Annotated in this window: 17 protein-coding genes; 9 read left to right on the forward strand and 8 right to left on the reverse strand. The window is 66.4% G+C overall.

Features of this window, described 5'->3' with window-relative positions:
• Entirely contained in the window at positions 1-348 is a 348-nt protein-coding gene (locus AC3WQM_RS20415; RefSeq protein ID WP_492681214.1) for a DOPA 4,5-dioxygenase family protein, read from the forward strand.
• On the opposite strand, the gene AC3WQM_RS20420 is transcribed toward AC3WQM_RS20415, so the two are convergent.
• The 3 genes from AC3WQM_RS20420 to AC3WQM_RS20430 all read right to left on the reverse strand — a co-directional run bounded on the left by AC3WQM_RS20420 (position 345) and on the right by AC3WQM_RS20430 (position 3,404).
• Entirely contained in the window at positions 345-977 is a 633-nt protein-coding gene (locus tag AC3WQM_RS20420) for a phosphoribosyltransferase (RefSeq protein ID WP_492681216.1), read from the reverse strand. The two genes, AC3WQM_RS20415 and AC3WQM_RS20420, sit on opposite strands and share 4 nt — an antisense overlap.
• 83 nt (positions 978-1,060) lie before the next feature.
• Positions 1,061-2,395, reverse strand: a complete 1,335-nt coding sequence (locus tag AC3WQM_RS20425; protein WP_492681218.1) for a Rieske 2Fe-2S domain-containing protein — start codon at positions 2,393-2,395, stop codon at positions 1,061-1,063.
• Positions 2,396-2,420: 25 nt separating this feature from the next.
• Positions 2,421-3,404: a Bug family tripartite tricarboxylate transporter substrate binding protein gene (locus AC3WQM_RS20430; protein ID WP_492681220.1), complete on the reverse strand. Its 984-nt coding sequence runs from the start codon at positions 3,402-3,404 to the stop codon at positions 2,421-2,423.
• 115 nt (positions 3,405-3,519) lie between these two features.
• Here AC3WQM_RS20430 and AC3WQM_RS20435 point away from each other — a divergent pair, with 115 nt between their 5' ends.
• Positions 3,520-4,347, forward strand: coding sequence for a helix-turn-helix domain-containing protein (locus tag AC3WQM_RS20435; protein ID WP_492681222.1), 828 nt, complete (start codon positions 3,520-3,522; stop codon positions 4,345-4,347).
• A 10-nt stretch (positions 4,348-4,357) separates the two neighbouring features.
• On the opposite strand, the gene AC3WQM_RS20440 is transcribed toward AC3WQM_RS20435, so the two are convergent.
• Positions 4,358-5,014: a glutathione S-transferase gene (locus AC3WQM_RS20440; RefSeq protein WP_062476661.1), complete on the reverse strand. Its 657-nt coding sequence runs from the start codon at positions 5,012-5,014 to the stop codon at positions 4,358-4,360.
• An 80-nt stretch (positions 5,015-5,094) separates the two neighbouring features.
• Here AC3WQM_RS20440 and AC3WQM_RS20445 point away from each other — a divergent pair, with 80 nt between their 5' ends.
• From AC3WQM_RS20445 to AC3WQM_RS20455, 3 genes are all read left to right on the forward strand, one after another.
• Positions 5,095-6,315: a polyhydroxyalkanoate depolymerase gene (locus AC3WQM_RS20445; protein WP_492681224.1), complete on the forward strand. Its 1,221-nt coding sequence runs from the start codon at positions 5,095-5,097 to the stop codon at positions 6,313-6,315.
• Between the two features lie 79 nt (positions 6,316-6,394).
• The gene (locus AC3WQM_RS20450) at positions 6,395-6,520 is read left to right on the forward strand and encodes a hypothetical protein (protein WP_301179195.1); all 126 of its coding nucleotides are present in this window, start codon (positions 6,395-6,397) and stop codon (positions 6,518-6,520) included.
• Positions 6,521-6,720: 200 nt separating this feature from the next.
• Positions 6,721-7,419 (forward strand): N-acetyltransferase, encoded by a 699-nt coding sequence (locus tag AC3WQM_RS20455; protein ID WP_492681226.1) that lies wholly within the window; start codon positions 6,721-6,723, stop codon positions 7,417-7,419.
• An 18-nt stretch (positions 7,420-7,437) separates the two neighbouring features.
• On the opposite strand, the gene AC3WQM_RS20460 is transcribed toward AC3WQM_RS20455, so the two are convergent.
• The 3 genes from AC3WQM_RS20460 to AC3WQM_RS20470 all read right to left on the reverse strand — a co-directional run bounded on the left by AC3WQM_RS20460 (position 7,438) and on the right by AC3WQM_RS20470 (position 11,921).
• Complete coding sequence (locus AC3WQM_RS20460; RefSeq protein WP_492681228.1) at positions 7,438-9,177, reverse strand: hypothetical protein; 1,740 nt, start codon at positions 9,175-9,177, stop codon at positions 7,438-7,440.
• The gene (locus tag AC3WQM_RS20465; protein ID WP_492681230.1) at positions 9,174-10,874 is read right to left on the reverse strand and encodes a hypothetical protein; all 1,701 of its coding nucleotides are present in this window, start codon (positions 10,872-10,874) and stop codon (positions 9,174-9,176) included. Before AC3WQM_RS20465 ends, AC3WQM_RS20460 begins: the two co-directional genes overlap by 4 nt.
• Positions 10,875-11,018: 144 nt before the next feature.
• Entirely contained in the window at positions 11,019-11,921 is a 903-nt protein-coding gene (locus AC3WQM_RS20470) for a LysR family transcriptional regulator (protein ID WP_390345325.1), read from the reverse strand.
• Positions 11,922-12,006: 85 nt separating this feature from the next.
• On the opposite strand from AC3WQM_RS20470, the gene AC3WQM_RS20475 reads away from it, so the two are divergent.
• Positions 12,007-13,119, forward strand: a complete 1,113-nt coding sequence (locus AC3WQM_RS20475; protein ID WP_492681232.1) for an adenosine deaminase family protein — start codon at positions 12,007-12,009, stop codon at positions 13,117-13,119.
• 7 nt (positions 13,120-13,126) lie between these two features.
• Positions 13,127-14,110 (forward strand): Bug family tripartite tricarboxylate transporter substrate binding protein, encoded by a 984-nt coding sequence (locus AC3WQM_RS20480; protein ID WP_492681234.1) that lies wholly within the window; start codon positions 13,127-13,129, stop codon positions 14,108-14,110.
• 30 nt (positions 14,111-14,140) lie between these two features.
• On the opposite strand, the gene AC3WQM_RS20485 is transcribed toward AC3WQM_RS20480, so the two are convergent.
• Positions 14,141-14,599 (reverse strand): CBS domain-containing protein, encoded by a 459-nt coding sequence (locus AC3WQM_RS20485; RefSeq protein WP_095744536.1) that lies wholly within the window; start codon positions 14,597-14,599, stop codon positions 14,141-14,143.
• A gap of 148 nt (positions 14,600-14,747) precedes the next feature.
• Here AC3WQM_RS20485 and AC3WQM_RS20490 point away from each other — a divergent pair, with 148 nt between their 5' ends.
• Both AC3WQM_RS20490 and AC3WQM_RS20495 read left to right on the forward strand, forming a co-directional pair.
• Entirely contained in the window at positions 14,748-16,052 is a 1,305-nt protein-coding gene (locus AC3WQM_RS20490) for an O-acetylhomoserine aminocarboxypropyltransferase (RefSeq protein ID WP_492681236.1), read from the forward strand.
• Between the two features lie 8 nt (positions 16,053-16,060).
• Complete coding sequence (locus AC3WQM_RS20495; protein ID WP_492681238.1) at positions 16,061-17,467, forward strand: hypothetical protein; 1,407 nt, start codon at positions 16,061-16,063, stop codon at positions 17,465-17,467.
• Positions 17,468-17,500: the final 33 nt, after the last annotated feature.

The raw sequence follows: 17,500 nt of genomic DNA on the forward strand, positions 1-17,500 counted from the left end.
ATGCCGCGCCGCCCTGAAAACCTCTACGCCCAGTACCACGCCCACATCTACTTCGCCCCCGCCACACTGGCGCAGGCGCGTGAGCTCAGCGAGCGCGCCGGCCACGAGCTGATGGTGGTGGTAGGCCGCGTGCACGAACGCCTCGTCGGCCCGCACCCGCACTGGAGCTGCCAGCTGGCCTTCGACGCCGCCGAGTTCGACGAAGTCATCGGCTGGCTCGATGCCAACCGCAACGGCCTCGACGTGTTCGTGCACGGTGTGACCGGCGACGACTTCGCGGACCACACAGCCCATGCGATGTGGCTGGGCGAAGAGAGCGCGCTCGATCTGCGGATGTTCAGGCGCTAGGCCTGCGCCAGCAGCGCGCAGACCTCCTCATCCGTCGTCTGCGAGAAATCTTCATACCAGGCACCGACCGCCCGAAACACCGTGGGGCAGCGCACGCACAGCACGTCGTCGGCTTCGCGCTGCAAGGCCTCGCAGGCCTCGGGCGACGCCACGGGCACGGCGGCGATGACGCTGCCGGCGCTCTGCCGCCGCAGTCCGCGAACCGCGGCGCGCATGGTGGCACCGGTGGCGAGTCCGTCGTCGATCACAAGCACCGTGCGGCCTTGCACCTCGCACGCCGGGCGATCGCCGCGATAGACCTGCGTGCGGCGCGCCAACTCGGCGAGTTCAGCACGGACCACGGCATCGATCTCCGAAGGACGCAGGTCCAGCGTGCGCACCAGGTGTTCGTCGATCTCGGGCACGCCATCGCCCGCGAGCGCGCCGAAGGCGTACTCGGGCTGTTCGGGCAGGCCCAGCTTGCGCACCACCAGCACGTCGAGTGGCAGCCGTAACACGCGGGCCACCTCGAAGGCCACCGGCACGCCGCCGCGAGGCAGCGCCAACACCACGGCGTCCGCAAAACCGCCGCGCCGCTGCAACAAGGCAGCGAGCTGGCGGCCGGCGTGTGCGCGATCACGAAACTTCACGGCGTGTGCTCCCGACCTGGGATGTTCACACGCTGTTCGCGTCGAGGCGAGCCCCGGCGCAAAGACCCGGATCGCGGCGTGCGTTACGCCGCTTCCTGCGTCTCCACCTCGGTGTCCGACCCACCGCCGTGCACCTTGAAGAAGCGCGCACCTTCCACCTTCTGGCCGATGGCCGCCTCGTAGGCCACGCGCACGTCGTCAGGCTGCCCGGCCTGCCCGAAGAAGTCCTTCAGGTAAGGCCCCAGCAGCGGATGCGCGGCCAGTTCCTCGCGCGGCAGGCCGTGCAGCATCTCGTCGCGGCAGGCCGAGGGCAGGAACACGTCGCGGTTCTTCCCGGGGTCGCGGATCAGGCCCTTGGGCTCATGCGCCGGGTCGGACTGCATCGACTCGAGCTCTTCGAAGAAGCGCCGGCGCATCATCACGATGCCCTTGTCGCTCTGGCCCAGCTTCTCGCGCGTGCGGTCGGTCACGGTGCCCTGCCCGACCCACACGACGAAGTCCTGGTTGGCGACGTGGCTGGTGATCCAGCGGCCCGTGGCCGGGTCCTTGATGGGGCCGTACCACGAGGGAATGCGCTCCTGCACATACGGCTCCTGCTCGGTCGGCACGCGGCTGAGCACCCACAGCACGCTCAGCGTGTGGTGGTCGTCGATGGGCACGCGCCATTCGAAGTGGTGGCCGAGGAAGAAGCCGTTGGGCCACAGCGTGACGCGGCCGGTGGTCCACATCACGTTGTCTTCGCGCTCGCCGCCGCGCAGACGCTTGTAGACGAAGCCGTGCTCGAACTCGTCGAAGGCGAGCTTCAGGTGCGTGGGCACGTAGGGGCCTTCGTCGCCCTGCAGGCGCGTGGTCCAGTTGTTGTGCGTCCACTCGAAGTGCACGGGGTCGATGGAGTTCTCCTGGCACTGGAACCAGTTGCAGGGAATCTCGGCGAACACGGCCTGCGCAAAGCCGTTCTTGCAGTTGAAGAGCTCCCAGTCGGGCAGCAGCGGCGCGGGCTGCGGGCCCATGTAGGCCCACAGCAGGCCGGCCTTTTCCTGCACGGGATAGGCCTTGATCTTCGTGTTCTTGCGCATGCGCGCGTCGGGGTCCAGCGTTTCTTCAAAAGGCTGGTGGATGCACTGGCCGCTGGTGTCGTACTGCCAGCCGTGGTAGCTGCAGCGCAGGCCGCACTTCTCGACGTAGCCGTACGACATGTCGGCATTGCGGTGCGGGCAGCGGCGGTCGACGAGGCCGTAGTTGCCGCTCAGGTCCTTGTAGAGCACGAGGTCCTCACCGAGGATGCGCAGCGGCTTCACGGCCTTGTCGTCGAACTCGCTGGCGCCGGCGATCGGGTGCCAGTAGCGGCGCAGGTAATCGCCCATGGGCTTGCCCGGACCCACTTCGGTCAACAGGCGGTTCTTTTCTTCGCTCAACATGCATCGTCTCCTTCGGTGTCGGGGGTCAATCGGCGCGGATGCCGAACTCGCGCACCAGCTTGCCGAAGCGCTGGTCGTCCTCGGCGATCTGGCGGGCCAGCACGGCCGGCTCGCCGCCCACGGGCTCGATGCCCAGCGCGGCCATGCGGGCCTGCACGTCGGGCATCTTCAGGATCTCGTTGACGTGGCGGTTGAGCGTCTGCACGACCTCGGCCGGCATCGCCTTCGGCCCGAGCAGGCCCATCCAGGCGCTCACGTCCATGTCGCGGTAGCCCAGCTCCAGGAAGGTGGGCACGTTGGGCATGAGCTTCGTGCGCTGGCGCTCGGCCACGGCCAGCGGCACCAGCTTGCCGGCGGCGATGTGGGCCGCCACCGCGCCGGGCGTGATCCAGCCCACGCTCACGTGGCCGCCCAGCGTGTCGTTGACCACCGGCGCCACGCCGCGGTACGGCGCGTGTGCAATGGCCACGCCGGCGTCCTTGTTGAAGAGCTCGCCCGCGATGTGCATCGGCGAACCCGCGCCGGGCGTGCCGTAGGTGAAGGCCTTGCCGGCCTTGGCGCCGGCCACCAGCTGGGCCACGGTCTGGATGCCGCTCGTGGGCGCCGTGACCATCAGCACCGGGATGTTGCCGGTCTTGACGATGGGGGTGAAGTCTTTCACCACGTCGTGCGCCACGCCGGGGCCGGCCTTGAGCACGTGCTGCGCGATGGGGAAGGTGCTGGGCGTGAAGAGCAACGTGTAGCCGTCGGCCGGCGCCTTCGCGACCCAGGCATTGCCGATCATGCCGCTCGCGCCGGGGCGGTTGTCGACCAGCACCGGCTGGCCCAGGCGCTGCGCGAGCTTCTCGGCGTAGGTGCGCGCGATGGCGTCGGTGTCGCCGCCGGCCGGGTAGGCGACGACCAGGGTGATCGGCTTCGCGGGCCACGATTGCGCCAGCGCCGCTGTCGCGGCGCACAGCAAAAGAATGGCTCCTGCAGCGGCACGGACCATGTTTCGTTGGTGGAACATCTTGCGTTTTCCTTCTCGGTGGGACGACGTGGGGGTGTCGTCGGACTGTAGGAATGGCGTCGCGCGGCCAGAAGATATAGTTTCACTGAGTGAACCTTTTTTCTTTGGAGGCGACATGTCGGACACCAGCGGCGCGCACAGCGTGAAGTCGATCGACGCCCTGCGTCGCGGGCTCGACGTGATGCTGGCCATCCAGCGTTCGTCGGCCGTCACGCTGCAGGAGCTGCACCGGCAGACCGGCCTGTCGAAGGCCACGCTGCTGCGCATCCTGAAGACGCTGCAGCAGGCCGGCTGGGTGGAACGCAACGAGCTGGAGAAGCGCTACGTGCCCACCTCGGCCACCGGCCAGTCAGGGGCTGCGGCGGCGTGGCGCACGCGGCTCACCGCCCTGGCCGCATCGCCGCGCGCCACGCTGCAGCGGCTGGTGCCGTGGCCAATTGACCTCGGCGTGCGCGACGGCACGGCCATGCTGATCCTCGACACCGACCGGCCGCGCAACGGCCTCGCGGTGAACTACCGCGCGCTGGGCTTTCGTCCGCCGATGCTGTTGTCGTCGCTCGGGCGTTGCTACCTCGCGTTCTGCCCCGAAGAGGAGCGCCGAGAAATCGTTGCCGCACTGGCGCGTTCACCGAACGATTTCGACCGCGGCGCGCGGCGCCCCGACAGCATCCGCCGCATGGTGGCGCACGCGCGCGACCAGGGCTACGCGGCGCGCGACCCCACGTCCACCAGCCTCGATTCGCCCGACCGCTTCGGCGCGGTGTCGGTGCCGGTGCGGCTGGGCGATCAGGTGGTGGGCTGCCTCAGCTGCGCATGGCTGCCGACGGTGAAGAGCGAGCGCGAGATCGTGACCGCGCACCTGGGCGACCTGCAGCAGGCCGCGCAGAGCATCGAGCGCCGACTACAACAAGACGGCCTCGGCCTGCCGCCCGCGAGCGCGTGAAGAAGCAGCGTCAGAACTCCGCGTCGAGCTCGTCGATCTCGTCGGGCTCCTGCAACGCAGCAGCCACCCATTCCTTCATGGCGGGCAGCTCCATCACGCGCTTGCAGTACGCGGCGCACACGCTGTCCAGCGCCACGTCGTAGCTCAGGAAGCGCGTGACCACGGGCGCGTACATCGCGTCGGCCATGCCGGGCTGCTTGCCGAACAGGAAGGGGCCGCCGTAGGCTTTGAGGCACTCGCGCCAGATGGCGACGATGCGGTCGATGTCGCCCTGCGCGCGCGACCACACCTTGAAGTTCTTGAAGCGGGCCTTGATGTTCATCGGCAGCGCGCCGCGCATCGAGGCAAAGCCCGAGTGCATCTCGCCGCAGATGGCGCGGCAGTGGGCACGCGCCGCGGCGTCGGCGGGCAGCAGGCCGGCCTTGGGCTTGATCTCGTTCAGGTACTCGCCGATGGCCAGCGTGTCCCACACCTTGATGCCGCCATGTTGCAGCGAAGGCACCAGCATCGACGACGACAGCAGCAGCATCTCGGCCTTCATGGCCGGGTCGTCGGGCGGGATGACCTTCTCGCTGAAGTCCAGCCCCGCGAGCCTGCACATCAACCAGCCGCGCAGCGCCCAGGCGCCGTAGTTCTTGCTGCTGATCGTGAGAACGGGTTTGGCCATCGCGACACTCCTTGGACGATGCGGGGTGTGTGCAAGCGCCGTGCCACACGGCTGGCCCGCAACTTGCCTGCAGCGGGGGCATGCTGTACCGCGCTTACCAGAACCAGGCCGACCTGCTCTCGCCATGGCGGCTCACCGCGCAGTACCTGGGCCGCGCGCTCTGGCAGGACGGCACCGAGCGCACCGCGCTGCGGCGCATGGCCGCGCGCTGCGAGGTCTTCTCGCGCATGCGGCTCACCCACACGCGGCCGGCTTACGGTATCGACAGCGTCGTGGTCGACGGCGCCGAGGTGCCCGTGCACGAAGAGGTCGCGCTGGTCTCGCCTTTCGGCACCTTGCTGCACTTTCGCAAAGCGCACACCGAAGCGGTGCACCCGCGCGTGCTGCTGGTCGCACCACTGTCGGGCCATTTCGCGACCTTGCTGCGCGAAACCGTGCGCACCCTGCTGCGCGACCACGACGTGTACCTGACCGACTGGCACAACGCGCGCGACGTGCCGCTGTGGCAGGGCCGCTTCGGGCTGGACGACTACACGCTGCAGCTGATGCGCTTCGTCGAAGCCGTGGGCCCGGGCGCGCACATGGTCGCCGTGTGCCAGCCCTGCGTGGCCGCGCTGGCCGCGACCGCGCTCATGGCGGAAGACGACCACCCGGCCACGCCGCGCAGCCTCACGCTGATGGCGGGGCCGGTCGATTGCCGCATCAACCCGACCGGCGTGAACGTGCTCGCGACCAGCAAGCCCATCGAGTGGTTCCGCCGCAACCTCATCAGCCATGTGCCGTGGCCACACGCGGGCGCGATGCGGCGCGTGTACCCCGGCTTCCTGCAGCTCACGGCCTTCATGAGCATGAACCCCGAGCGCCACAAGAAGCAGTTCGAGGACATGGAACGCCTGCTGGTCGAGGGCGAACTCGACAAGGCACGCACCATCGCCGAGTTCTACGACGAGTACCTGGCGGTGAACGACCTGCCGGCCGAGTTCTACCTGGAGACCGTCGAGCGCGTGTTCCAGACCTACGACCTGCCGCGCGGCGTGCTCACCGTGGCCGGGCGCACGGTGAACCCCGCGGCCATCCGGCGCACCGCGCTGCTCACGGTGGAAGGCGAGCGCGACGACATCTGCGCGGTCGGCCAGACCGTGGCCGCGCAAGACCTGTGCAGCGGCATCCGCCCGTACCTCAAGACGCACCACCTGCAGGCCGGCGTGGGGCACTACGGCGTGTTCAGCGGCAGCAAATGGAACACGCAGATCTATCCGCGCGTGCGCGAGACGATCCACGCGGCCGACGAACTGCACTGAGCGCAAGCCGCATTCAATCTGGCAGAGACCGAGGGGGCTTTGGTTGCCCGAACACCCCCGGCTTCCTACAATCGACCCTATGAACGTCATGGTTTTCATCCCCGGTTTCGATCGCGCGGCGGCCTCTGCGGCCCCGGGCGACGCGCGCGTGCGCGCACCCGCGGCGATGACGGCGAGGTCGCAGCAGACCCTCGCACATCCCTGAGCCCGGCGGTCAGCCTCCTTTTTTCTTCAGCGCACATCGACCGTCGGGCACCCGCCCCGCGCGGTCGCGCGTCCTGGCCCTGATCGGCCCGGGCGACGCACCACTTCCCCAGCGTCCGACCTTCTTCCCGCCTCCGGCCCCGTGCCGCGCGGAAGGACCTCGCCCGCTTCGCCGTCGTGTTTCGTCGTGAGGATTTCCCCGTGGTGGCTCTTGCCTGCTCCCCTTCCGTCCCTTTTTCGCCTTCGCCTGCCCTGCCGCCCTGGCCCGCGTGGCTGTCGTTCGACGCGCTGCGCCGCCGCCTGCTGCGGCCGGCCGAGCTGCGCATCGACGTCGATCCGAAGAAGGGCCGCCCGAGCGAGCCGCTGACGCCGGTGTACGACCGCATGCGCGCCATGGGCGAGCGCGTGCAGGACCTGCCCGCGCTGCGCCTGGACGACCCCGACCTGCGCGCACGCTTTCGCGAAGCCGACGGCGAGACCTACGTGTACATCGAGGACGTGCGCCACCAGCGGCTGGTCGGCTACACCGTATTCAACCGCCTGATCGAACTCGACCGCCGCGCCGACCGCCACATCCGCGCGCCGCATTCGCAGTACGACCCCGCCTACCAGCGGCGCGGCCTGGCCACGGCCGTGTACCGCTGGGCGCTGGGCAGCGGCATGTGCCTGATGAGCGGCGCGCGCCAGTCGCCGGGCGCGCACGCGCTGTGGCTGCGCCTGGGGCGTGACTACACGACGGGCTTCGTCGACCTGCGCGAGAAACGGCTGAGCTACCTGGGCGACGAAGTGGACAGCGACACGCTGTCGCAGCTGCACACGCGCATGTTCATGCTCGGCGAAGGCTGGACGCTGGAGCGTTTCAGCAGCGAAACGCGCATGGCGATGCTGGAAGCGGCCTAAGCCGGCAGTCATTGATGTTCACTGGGGTGGCATCTCCCCTGTATTTGCTACAGGAAGAACCACTCCAGCAAATGCCATTGCCTGTTGCACGAGCAACTCTCGAGGCAGCTGGAGATGCCAGTGCAGCGCGGCCAAAAGCGGGATGTAGGGTGCGCCCCCCTGGTACCACGCCGACTTTTCGATGTGATCTATCCCGGCCAGCCCTCTGGACATTTGTTGGAGAAACTCCTGCGCCTCCTGGGGAAACTGCATGATGGCCTCTCCGGTTCCGTGCTCATGGAGCGCCATCGGATCGGCAACCAACGAGTCGTACCCCTGTTCAGAGCTCCAAAAGTTCGGCGTAGTCCCTTTGAGTCTCGGCAACACCTGTTCCCTCAAGAACTCATAGCCGTCATTCATTCCGAGCACCGCAGTCCACGTCAGCAAGATGGGGAACAGGGTTGACGTCGAACACGACTCTTCTGCTACTTCCTCATACCCATGGCGCACCAGAATCGCTTCTTCGAAGGAGGCGGACATCGGCAAGAATTTTCGAACGCTGGTCGCGTAGTACAACCGTTGACATAGGTTGTGAACCCACTTGCGGGCGGGATCCTCCCGACCTGTCACGACAAGGAGCAAGAGGGCCGCATGTACGCTTGTCGAATGGAAATCGTATGCAGGCAGAGCACTGCAACTGTGGCTATCGATCAGCGCCAGAACGCGACTCGCGTATCGATGAGCCATATGCTCTATTTCATTCATTCCGCCCGCCGCAGCCTGATGCGCCCAAAGACATCCTTGCTGTCCGAGCCGCCCCAACTCATCAAAGACTGTCCGCGAAACCAACAGGCTATCCGGCAGTGCATTGGCAAAAGCGTCCTGCACTAGGTAGTACTGGTCCATGCGCTGATGATTGATCTCCGCGATGGTCGCCAGTTGAAACAGTAGTTCGCGGAACTCCCCGCTTGGTCCGGGCTCATTCGCTTGAAGCGGCTCATGCAGCCGAGACCAGACGGCCAACACCGCATACTGAGAAACGAGGTACGGCGCGAGCAAGTTGTCCTCGCTTGTCGCCCAAGCCTGTAAGACGCTCAGCGCAGTCCGAATGCCACGCAGACCAGTAAGCAGAAGCTTAGTTTTCGCGCCAGCCGACTCCGCCGGAGCCGTGGCATTGTTGAGAATTTCATCGATGAGGCTGCGCCCCATCATGATGCAGAGCTCTGGGGACGATACATTGGCGAGCATGCGTCGCAGCAGCGACCGGTTCGAGCCTGGAAGGATGTATTCATCTAGGAGATATCGCTCCGACCAAGCCGCCAGCTTTGAGCCATTGACTTGCTCTGTGGCGACTCTCTTCCTGCGGGACCAACCCTCAAGGAACGCGGCGATCGTCTCGTTCAGGTTCGCTTTGAAATCGCCATTAGTGACGATGAGCAGCTTTTTCTTGAGCGCCTTGTGTTCGGGCGCGACATGACTGCGAAGGTAAATGTCCCCCACATCGTTGATGGACTGACGCACCGACTGTGGTCCCGAGTCCCATTCGGCTCTTCCGATATCCCCACATTTGACGAGCCAGAGAAAGAGTTTTTTCTGTCCATCCTCATCCGGTCCCACCGACGCAATGTCAACCCCGTACTGCCGAGGCCCCCTCTGAGGGCGGTACACAACCTCATGCCCCATCGCGGACATCAACAGGGGCAAAAAAACGTCGAGTTCGCCGTCCTCACGCATGAGCCCGAGGAAGTCTTCAAGTAGCAGCCGCAGACTGCTAGTCATTGGGCATTCATCCACAATTTCCTACGTTCAAGCAACCCTCGCATCGGGTCGGCCCCCTCACTGGAGGGAAGCTCTATCGAGTGGCTTGACTCGGCCATCTCAGCCACCTGTGGAGGTCCAAATTCGGTGTGAGATGCGAACTTCCGCCCCTGCGCAATGTGGGAACTCGCGAACAGATCACGAAACACAGATCTTTCCTCCGCCTTACGCATGATTTCGCGATTGACACGCCTCCTCATCGCCCTGAGCGCATGCAGCTCGGATTCGGCTGGGCGCAATTCCTTGCGCTTCGGGAGTTGGGCCAAGACTCTGCGCCAACGCAGCACATTTGCGTACTCCAAGCGAAAGACCCGCGCTGAGGGATCCGTGCGCAGACAACTCTTGGTCTTTTCCTTCAAAAATTCCTCAGTCGCACCGGGATATTCCGCGAAAGTCAAGCTCAACATCTCTCCGGCGAGCAAAAGCCTCTCTTCGCCCAAAGCGTCCATCTCGGCAATTACGGCAATGAACTGACATAGCGTCGGTCCGTGGTGAATCAGCGCAAGCAATCGTCTTGCAGCTTTGATACGCCTTTCCCTCCCCTGCTCCAAAAAAACACCTGTATTCAGTCCAACCTGCGCCCGATGCATCGTGCAAAGGGATAGCAGGTCTCCGATTGATGAAAGACGCGCATCCGGACGAAGCAACCAGTCGGACAACACCAAGAAGTAATCAACGGGATACTGACCCAGCTCGCCAAAGGTTTTCCCAAGCATCTCGACAACATTGACGTCGAGCGTGCAAAGGTCGAGTAGGCAGGCAACAGCGTGCGGTCGTAGCGCATCTTGAGACACCAAGTTCTGGATACTCTCATCTATTTGCGCGCGGGCCTTCTCGTCATGAACGGCGATATTTAGCAGGCTCTTGACGATGTCTTCGAGTGGTTCGGCTGTGACGCCAAAGCTAGGAGCACTCAGTCGGTAGAGCGAGTTGGCTACCGCCATCGCGGCGCTTGCATCTTCTGATTCAAGACCACTAAGCAGGTAACCAACGGCGGTCGGCGAAAAGGTTGCTAAGCAGGTCAGCGCAGACCAAGCGGCATAACCAGCTTCGTTGGTCTTTCCGAAGAGTAGGTCCGCCAAGAGGTTCTCGCGCGACGCAAGTTCTGTTTTCACCTCCGTGACGTCTACAGGCAAGAAGTTGAGCAAGCTGATGAGGAGTTGAGTGTCTAAGGAGCTATCTGTCATCAACTCAGCCACGTACTGCGCCGCCGCCAAGGGAGCGGCTGACGTATAGGCTCCAGCCCAAACCCTTTGTGCGCTCTCCCCTAGGTGGGTGTTCGCTCTAAGCCTCTCTCCAATCGCGTTCCCAAAGCCGATTTTTTGGGTGATATGAGATTGCAACTGTCTCGCGGGCAAGTGTCTGTATGAAAGGCCAAGCACCTCAGAAAACCCCAAGAGGACCAATGCATCCTCAAGGGAAAAAACAGCTATCTTTCCGATAGCAGGAAGAAGCGTCTGGCAAGCATTTCGAGCTTGCTCCCCCGACAAGGGCCTCAGAGCAGATATCAAATCAACTGATGCCGGGTGCTCGGCTGCAATTCGTTCCCAGATTTGATCTCCATCGATCTTTCTCAGACGACGAATCAGCGCTTCGTATTCATTCCATCGTCCCTCTCTCAGGGCCAAGACGGCCTCACTCAGCGGCTTAGGCTGCATTGCTTATCGCCTCCCACGGATCATCAGAAATCTGTACATATACATGCACTTTATTCGACCCAAAGACCTGTGAATACATGAGTAGTCATTCCAAACTGGCAAGGGGGCACAACAGTGACGGCCGGGCGTCATGCTCGAAGCCGCCTAGGCCTGCGGCAACCGCTCGCGCAAAAACCCGATGAGTTCCTGCGCCGCCACGTTGCGCATCGGCCCCGGCAGGTAGGCCAGCACCACGCGCCGCTCGATGCGCGGCGCCGACAGCGGCACCACGGCCAGCTCGGGGTCGCGCAGCGACGAGGTGTACAGCTGCGGCATCAGCCCCAGCGCCTGCCCGCTGCGCACCAGCGCGTAGAGCGTTTCGGAATAGCTCACGCGGTACGGCTGCGCGCCCTGCGCGAACTGCGCGCGCGCCGGGTCGCCCAGCGCCGGCATGCTGCCGCTTTCGAACAGCACGAGGCGCTCGCTGCCGATGGCCTCCCAGCGCGCCTCGCCCGCCGCCGCCAGCGCATGGTCGCTGCGCACCACCAGCACCAGCGGGTCGCGGAACAGGTCGATGCACGTCAGTCCGCCGGGTGGCTCGGTGATCGCGGCCACGGCCATGTCGAGCTGGCCGCTGCGCAGCTCGGCCAGCAGCACCGTGGAGGGCGCGTCGCGCCAGGCCAGTTCCACCTCGGCGCGCTGCTGCAGGAAGCCGGCCGCCGCCGCTGCGACGCGCGCGCTGGCCGAGGGGATCACGCCCACGCGCACATAGGCCCGGCCGCGCTGCACCGTGCTTTCGATGTCGCGCAGCGCCACCTCGAAGGTGTGGACCAGGAAATCGGTGCGCGCCAGCACCTCGGCGCCGACGGGCGTGAGTTCGAGCCGGTGGGTGGAGCGGGTCAGCAGCTCAGCGCCGAGCAGCTTCTCCATCTGCTTGATCGCGTTGCTCAGCGCGGGCTGCGTGATGGCAAGCCGGCGCGCCGCGCGGCCGAAGTGCCCTTCCTCGACCAGCACCGAGAAACACTGCAGCTGGCGCAGCGTGAGCGCACGCAGGGGCAAGGCGGCCATGGGCGTCCTGATTATCGATTCAATGAATCAAATTATAGAAATTCAAAATTTTCCTTATGAGCACGCACTGCCTAGACTGCGCCGCATGACCCTTGCCGCGCCTGCGCCCGCCGCCGCTCCTTTCACGCTCGAAGCGATGCTGCGCGCTATTCCCAAGGTGGAGCTGCACTGCCACCTCTTCGGCACCGTCCGCCACGATACCTTCCGCCAGCTCAACCAGCGCGCCGGCGCGCCGCTGGCCGACGCGGAAATCGACGGCTTCTACACGCGCGGCGAAAAGCCCGTGGGCGTGCTGCGCGTGCTGCGCGCGCTCGACGCCCAGCTGGTGCGCAGCGCCGACGACCTGTACCAGCTCACGCTCGAATACCTGCAGGACGCGGCCTCGCACCAGGTGCGCTACGCCGAGTTCTTCTGGAACCCGACCGGCACGGTGCACGGCTCGGGCATTGCCTACCCGCTCGCGCAGGGCGCCATCGTCCGCGCGATCCACGATGCGCAGCAGGCGTTCGGCATCACCGGCCGGCTCATTGCCGCCATCGACCGCGAGGCCAGCGCCGAGGCGGCGGTGGAGATGGTCGAGTGGGTCCAGGCCCACCGCTGCGACGAGGTGATCGGCATCGGCATCGACTACCGCGAGAACGACCGGCCGCCCGAGCTTTTCGCCCGCGCGTACGCCGATGCGAAGAAGGCCGGCCTGAAAACCACCGCGCACGCCGGCGAGTTCGGCATGCCCTGGACCAACGTGCGCACCGCGCTCGAGCTGCTGCAGGTCGATCGCATCGACCACGGCTACACGGTGGTCGACCAGCCCGACTTCGCGCGCCAGTGTGCGGATCGCGGCGTGATCTTCACCGTGGTGCCGACCAACTCCTACTACCTGCGCACGCTGCCGCCCGAGCGCTGGGCCCTGGACCACCCGATCCGCCGCATGCCCGGCCTGGGCCTGCGCATCCACCCGAACACCGACGACCCGACGCTGCACCAGGTCACGCCCACGGGCGCGTGGCTGATGATGGTGCGCGACTTCGGCTTCGGCCTGGACGACCTGCGCGGCTTCATGCACAACGGCCTGGACGGCGCGTGGATCGACGACACGCAGCGCCGCCAGTGGCGCGCCGAATGGAGCGCCGACTTCGACGCGCTGCGCGCCCGCCTGCCTTCCGAACCCACGCCTTCCGCCACCCCCTTCCCCGGATGAACCAGCCATGACCACGAACCGCCGCCTGATCCTTGCTGCCGCCGCACTCTGCGCCGCCCTGCCCACCGGTGCCCTCGCGCAGCCCGCCTGGCCCGCCGCCAAGCCCCTCACGCTGATCGTGCCCTTCACGGCTGGCGGCAGCGTGGACGTCAACGCCCGCCTCGTGGCGCAGCGCCTGGGCGAACGGCTCAAGCAGTCGGTCGTGATCGACAACGTGAGCGGCGCGGGCGGCGCCATCGGCGTGGCCAAGGCCGTGAGCGCCGCGCCCGACGGCTACACGCTGGTGGTCGGCCCCGACAGCGCCATCGCCATCGGCCGACTGGTCAACCCCTCGGCCTTCCGCTTCGATCCGCTCAAAGACCTGGCGCCCGTCGGCCTGCTCAACACCGCGCCGATGGTGCTGGTGGCGCGCCCCGGCCTCGATGTGCGCAGCTACGCCGACTTCGTGAAGCTCGCCAAGGCCCAGCCGGGCCACTACAACTACGCCACCTCGGGCGTGGGCACCGTGCTGCAGCTGGCGATGGAACTGCTCAAGGAACGCAGCGGCATCTTCGTGACCCACGTGCCCTACCGCGGCGGTGCGCAGATCGCCACCGACGTGATCGGCGACCAGGTCGACCTCGCGATGCTGGTGAGCACCAGCGCCATCCCGCACGTGAACGGCAAGCGCCTGAAGGCCCTGGGCATCACCGGCAGCCAGCGCCTGCCGGCGCTCGCGCAGGTACCCACCTTCAACGAAATGCCCGGCCTCAAGGGCTATGACATGGTGAGCTGGACCGGCATCTTCGCGCCCGCGAAGACGCCGCCGGCCGTGGTGGCGCGGCTCAACCAGGAACTGAATGCGGTGCTGCAGGAGGAAGGCGTGCGCGCCAAGCTGGCGGAGCAAGGCGCATTGCCGGGCAGCGGAACGCCGGAGGCGTTCGGGAAGTTCGTGCAGGCCGAGTACGCACGCAACCAGAAGATCGTGCAGACCGCCAACATCAAAGAGTAGCGGTCAGTCGGCCATGGCTGGCTGAAAGGCTCAGCCGGCCTTTTCGTTGCTCTCGTCTTCCGGCCAGTCGCGGATGTAGGCCTTGAGCATCTTGTTCTCGAAGTTCTGCGCGTCGACCACGGCCTTGGCCACGTCGTAGAAGCTGATCACGCCCATGAGCATGCGCTTGTCCATCACGGGCATGTAGCGCGCGTGGCGCTCCAGCATGATGCGGCGGATTTCGTCGAGGTCGGTTTCGAGCGTGCAGGTGACGGGCGCGTCGTCCATGGCCTTGCGCACCAGCGTGGTCCCGACCTGGCCGCCGTTGTTGACGACCGCCACGATCACTTCACGGAACGTGAGCATGCCGACCAGGTCGCCGTGCTCCATGACCACCAGTGAACCGATGTCCTTGTCCGCCATGGTCTGGGCGGCTTCCGCCAGCGGGTCGTCCGGCGTGATGGTGAAGAGCGTGTTGCCCTTGACGCGAAGAATGTCGCTGACTTTCATGGTGGTGCTCCTCTCGGGGATTCGTCGTTCTCGGCGTCGTGCCGATTTGAATATAGCCCACAATCGACGCCGACCCGAACGCCCCTGTCGCCTGTGCAAGCATTGCCGGTGTCACGGGGCATTGCGAAGAGACAACAGAAAGGCCTTCATGCCCGGTTATTCCGACCCCGGTTTCGACACCCTCGCGCTGCACGCCGGCGCCGCCCCCGACCCCACCACCGGCGCGCGGGCCGTTCCCATCCACCTGACGACCTCCTTCGTCTTCGAATCCAGCGACCACGCGGCCGCGCTGTTCAACCTGGAACGCGCGGGCCATGTGTATTCGCGCATCAGCAACCCGACCAACGCGGTGCTGGAGCAGCGCGTGTCGGCGCTCGAAGGCGGCATCGGCGCCATTGCCACCGCCAGCGGCCAGGCGGCGCTGCATCTGTCGGTCGCCACGCTGATGGGCGCGGGCTCGCACATCGTGGCCAGCACGGCGCTGTACGGCGGCTCGCAGAACCTGCTGCACTACACGATGCGGCGCTTCGGCATCGAGACCACCTTCGTGAAGCCCGGCGACCTCGACGGCTGGCGCGCGGCGGTGCGGCCCGAAACCAAGCTCTTCTTCGGCGAGACCGTGGGCAACCCCGGGCTCGACGTGCTCGACATCCCGGCCGTGAGCGACATCGCCCATGAAGCCGGCGTGCCGCTGCTGGTCGACTCGACCCTCACCTCGCCCTACCTGATCAAGCCCTTCGACTGGGGCGCCGACCTGGTCTACCACTCGGCCACCAAGTTCCTGTCGGGCCACGGCACGGTGATCGGCGGCGTGGTGGTCGATGGCGGCAGCTTCGACTGGGAAAAGTCCGGCAAATTCGCCGAGCTGACGCAGGCCTACGACGGCTTCCACAACATGGTGTTCAGCGAGGAAAGCACCGTCGGCGCCTTCCTGCTGCGCGCCCGCCGCGAAGGGCTGCGCGACTTCGGCGCCTCGATGAGCCCGCACACGGCGTGGCTGATCCTGCAGGGCATCGAGACGCTGCCGCTGCGCATGGAGCGCCACATCGACAACACGCAGAAGGTGGTCGAGTTCCTGTCCACGCACCCGTTCGTGTCGCGCGTGGGCCACCCGCTGATCGAGTCGCACCCGAGCCATGCGCTCGCGCAGAAGCTGCTGCGCCACGGCGCGCGCGGCGCCGGCGCGGTGTTCAGCTTCGACATCAAGGGCAGCCGCGCGCAAGGCAAGGCCTTCATCGAAGCGCTCAAGCTGTTCAGCCACCTGGCCAACGTGGGCGACTGCCGCAGCCTGGTGATCCATCCGGCCAGCACCACGCACTTCCGCATGACCGACGAGGCACTGGCGGGCGCGGGCATCTCGCAAGGCACGATCCGCCTGTCGATCGGCCTGGAAGATCCGGCCGACCTGATCGACGACTTGAAGCGCGCGCTGAAGGCGGCGGAAAAAGCCTGACCGCGCCGATGGAGCCGACACCGTTCTTCGAATGGCTGAAGGGCCCGGACGCGCTCGGCGTCGCGCCGCATTTCTTCGCCGCGCACCCCGACGGCACGCGCGACCGCGAGACCTACGGCGGCTACGGCGACGCGCCTGCGATCGCCCGCGCGCATTTCTGGGCCGCACCGCAGCGCATCGAGATGTCGCAGGGCTGGGGCCATCCGCCGCGATTTCCCGACCTGGCCCACTGGTCGGGCGACGGCTCGCCGCACGCGAGATGCCTGCTCGTCAGCCTCAGGCTGCACGCGCTGTTGACGCAATTCAAGCTGCCGGCCCACCGCGCCTACGACGTCCAGGCCCGCTTTCCCGCGTACCACCACGCACGCTTCGGTGACCAGCGCGCCGAGTACCGGCTGATGCACTGGCTCGGCGACGGACAGTGGCTCGACAGCCTGGACCTGGCGCGCACCGCGCTGCGCATCACCGTGCGGCTGCAGAAAGACCGGCCCCGCTACCACCGCGTCTTCGCGGCAGGCAGCTTCGAGACGGCGGCCCAGGTCGCGCAGGCCGCGACCGAATTCGAGAAGGCGCTGCCCCGCACGCCCGGCTACGTCGCACCGGGGCGCGCGCTCGAACATGGGGCCCATGTCATGGCCGAAGCGTTCCAGCCCACCGGCGTGTCCCGCCATGGGCGGGCGGTGCTCGACATGGCATCGGCCCATTGGCCCGTGCATCTTCAGCCGCTGGACCTGCTCTGGCTGCCCGATGAAAGCGCCCCACTGGTCAGCGACGACCTGCGGCAGGCGCTGGCGAGCGGCGGTTTCACCGGCATGCGCTTCGGCAAGGAATGGCGCTCGGCCTTCGCCCAGCCCGCCGAGATGCACGGCCCGGCGTTCCGTGCACAGCGCGCCGCACTGCTGTCGCGGATCACCAGCTCACCAGACGCCGACCCCAGCGCTCGCTCGGTGCAGATCTTTGCCGCGCTCCAGGCCCGGCAGCAGGCGCTGGCCGAGCAGCCGATCGACGTCGCGCAACTGGTGCTGCCCGCGGCCTATGCCGAGTTGCTGCGCACCGGCCTGCCGACGTATGTGGAGGCCGACGACGGAGACGAAAGCGACGAAGACCACGACGACGGCGATCCCGGCGCGCAAGACCCTCGCCAGTGGCACTGGTTCCCGCGCGAGCGCCTGTGCATGCTGAACGACATCGGCGACGACGGCGACTGGGTGGCCAGCCACCCCGAAGCCGCGCGTGCGCTGCTCGTCGCGCAAGACGACGGCGGCGACTACCTGGGCTTCCTGCTGCGGGACGGCTCGGACCTCGAACTCGACAGCACGCTGATGCATTTCAAGCACGAGACGGGCGAGATTCTGCCGAGCGCGCTCCGCGACTGGGCGCTGCCCCCGCACGCCCGGGCCGCGTCGACGCGCTGATCCGCCACCTCACACGAACACAAGACACACAAG

The sequence above is a fragment of the Variovorax sp. FW301-JW7 genome (assembly GCF_058788795.1).

Excerpts from the sequence above, each read along its gene's own strand:
- AC3WQM_RS20490 (WP_492681236.1), top strand. The coding sequence starts at position 14,748 with ATGCCCGGTTATTCCGACCCCGGTTTCGACACCCTCGCGCTGCACGCC.
- AC3WQM_RS20450 (WP_301179195.1), top strand. The coding sequence starts at position 6,395 with ATGAACGTCATGGTTTTCATCCCCGGTTTCGATCGCGCGGCGGCCTCT.
- AC3WQM_RS20475 (WP_492681232.1), top strand. The coding sequence starts at position 12,007 with ATGACCCTTGCCGCGCCTGCGCCCGCCGCCGCTCCTTTCACGCTCGAA.
- AC3WQM_RS20430 (WP_492681220.1), bottom strand. The coding sequence starts at position 3,404 with ATGTTCCACCAACGAAACATGGTCCGTGCCGCTGCAGGAGCCATTCTT.
- AC3WQM_RS20470 (WP_390345325.1), bottom strand. The coding sequence starts at position 11,921 with ATGGCCGCCTTGCCCCTGCGTGCGCTCACGCTGCGCCAGCTGCAGTGT.
- AC3WQM_RS20445 (WP_492681224.1), top strand. The coding sequence starts at position 5,095 with ATGCTGTACCGCGCTTACCAGAACCAGGCCGACCTGCTCTCGCCATGG.
- AC3WQM_RS20460 (WP_492681228.1), bottom strand. The coding sequence starts at position 9,177 with ATGACTAGCAGTCTGCGGCTGCTACTTGAAGACTTCCTCGGGCTCATG.
- AC3WQM_RS20485 (WP_095744536.1), bottom strand. The coding sequence starts at position 14,599 with ATGAAAGTCAGCGACATTCTTCGCGTCAAGGGCAACACGCTCTTCACC.
- AC3WQM_RS20415 (WP_492681214.1), top strand. The coding sequence starts at position 1 with ATGCCGCGCCGCCCTGAAAACCTCTACGCCCAGTACCACGCCCACATC.
- AC3WQM_RS20480 (WP_492681234.1), top strand. The coding sequence starts at position 13,127 with ATGACCACGAACCGCCGCCTGATCCTTGCTGCCGCCGCACTCTGCGCC.
- AC3WQM_RS20425 (WP_492681218.1), bottom strand. The coding sequence starts at position 2,395 with ATGTTGAGCGAAGAAAAGAACCGCCTGTTGACCGAAGTGGGTCCGGGC.
- AC3WQM_RS20435 (WP_492681222.1), top strand. The coding sequence starts at position 3,520 with ATGTCGGACACCAGCGGCGCGCACAGCGTGAAGTCGATCGACGCCCTG.
- AC3WQM_RS20440 (WP_062476661.1), bottom strand. The coding sequence starts at position 5,014 with ATGGCCAAACCCGTTCTCACGATCAGCAGCAAGAACTACGGCGCCTGG.
- AC3WQM_RS20465 (WP_492681230.1), bottom strand. The coding sequence starts at position 10,874 with ATGCAGCCTAAGCCGCTGAGTGAGGCCGTCTTGGCCCTGAGAGAGGGA.
- AC3WQM_RS20495 (WP_492681238.1), top strand. The coding sequence starts at position 16,061 with ATGGAGCCGACACCGTTCTTCGAATGGCTGAAGGGCCCGGACGCGCTC.